The sequence below is a fragment of the Paenibacillus sp. BAC0078 genome (assembly GCF_054483875.1).
Genome location: NZ_JBTLRW010000051.1, coordinates 1 through 1934, shown reverse-complemented (window position 1 = coordinate 1934; position 1934 = coordinate 1). Strand labels below are relative to the sequence as shown.

The 1934-nt window shown below is 50.1% G+C and carries 1 protein-coding gene; it reads right to left on the bottom strand.

Going from position 1 to position 1934, the window contains the following annotated elements:
- Nucleotides 1–95: 95 nt before the first annotated feature.
- On the bottom strand, nucleotides 96–1655 hold the full coding sequence (locus tag ACX1DY_RS31335) for an IS1182 family transposase (RefSeq protein WP_458968032.1): 1560 nt from the start codon (nucleotides 1653–1655) through the stop codon (nucleotides 96–98).
- Nucleotides 1656–1934: the final 279 nt, after the last annotated feature.

The window sequence follows — 1934 nt, the reverse complement described above, 5'->3', positions numbered from 1 at the left end:
AAAGGGGCTGTCTCATAAGTAGACTTTCTACAAATGAAAATAGCCCATACTTATTCGAGTAGCAGTAAAAAGACAGCAGGGCATCTATTCTCCCGTTATTGGAGAATAGATGCCCTGCGTTTTTGGTCCATTGCGGCTAGCTTCAGTACATTATGGGCAAGCGAAAGCCACCCGACCTCAAGCGTCACTTTTTCCATGCCGCGAAGCAGAAAGCGCCGGAAGCCCCGGTTGTTTTTCAGTTGTCCAAATACACTTTCCGGTTCCGTCATTCGACGTACGGCCAGGGCATAACCTTCCTCGCTTCGCAGGAGGTCTCGAGCCTGATTCTGGTAACGCAGCCTCTCCAGACTGACAGCCACTTCCCGATTTCCTGCTGCCTTCGTGCAGCGTTCCTTCAGCAGACAGCCCTCGCAGCTCTGGCTTCGGTAATGACGTTTGTGAATTTCGTAGCCACTTGGAAGGGCCTCCCTGCTCTCTTTGCGGAAATGCAGCGTTTTTCCGGCGGGGCACGTCCACGTATCCTGGGTTTCGCTATACGTCCAGTTCTCAACCTTGCTGACATTTTCTTTCCAAGCTTTGCTTTTTTCTTTGTGGTAGCTGGCGTATTTTACGACCGCTTGAATCCCTTCCTTCTCCAGATAGGCGTAGTTTTCTTCACTACCGCATCCGGCATCCGCAATCACCGCTCTCGGGAGTTTTCCCAGAATCCGTCTTGCCTTTTCCAGATGCGGCTGTAAACAGCGGGTATCGGTCGGTCTTGGGTGTAGACTATAGGCTAAAATGAACTGGTTTTCGGTTCCGATTTGTACATTGTAACCCGGTTTGAGTTGACCATTTCGCATGTGGTCTTCCTTCATTCGCATAAACGTCGCATCCGGGTCGGTTTTGCTGAAGCTGTTCCGGTCGCCAAGCAACCTTTGGTAGTGTTCGTACTTCAGCAGCCGGGGCAGCAAATCCTTGCGAAGCTTCCGAACGGCTTTTTTCAGAGGCTTGTCTTTGGGTTTGTCCATGAGCTTTAACTCCAGCGCCTGGGTCAGGTGTTCTAGTTTCTCACTATTCATCTCGCCACATTCGCCGAGTTCGGCAAGGTCCTTTCCTCGGTACTCCTGTTCTTCTTGGTACTCTGCCGCTTCAATGTCTGCAAACAGAGCATGGACATTCTCCTGTAATTTCGCTTTGTGTTTGCTGACCGTTTTGCCCCAAACAAAGGTGTAGCGATTGGCATTGGCCTCGATCTTGGTGCCGTCCACAAAGTAATGCTCCAGAGATACGTATTTTTCGTCAGCCAGAAACTGAAGCACGGCGGTAAATACCGTTTCGAGGACACTTCTCATCCGCTGAGAACGGAAGCGATTAAGGGTGCGGAAGTTGGGGCGTTGCCGTCCAGCCAGCCACATGAAAGGGATGTTCTCTCGCACGGCTTTAGCGATTTGACGAGAGGAATAAATTCGCTGAGTATAGGCGTAAATGATGACCTTAGTAAGCATCTTCGGGTGGTAGCTGTCCCGGCCGCCACCGGGATAGGCTGCGTCAAAGATGGCGTTGTCCAGTCGGTTGACGGCCGCATTCACAACGCGAACGAGGTGGTTGTCTGGAATATCTTCTTCCAGATCCATTGGCAAGCAAAGTTGGTCCATGGTATATTGAATGTACAAAGAAATCGCTCCTTTTTGAAATGGTTGGGTGGTACCTCCATTTTACTAAAAGGGCGATTTTTTTGTTGTTTTTATAAAAAAGAATTTAGATCCAATTCCCGCTTAAACAGTGGAGAGAACGGACTGATTGTGGAAAAGCGGCAGCGGTCGCCTTGGTCTCCGGATTTTCACCGCTAAGGGGAATGAAAAAAATCTGGAGAGCACAGCGATTGGAACAACGGTCCGTTCGCGGAGCGTCCTCACCACGAGCTAACGTATCTCTAACTCAAAAACGAGGGG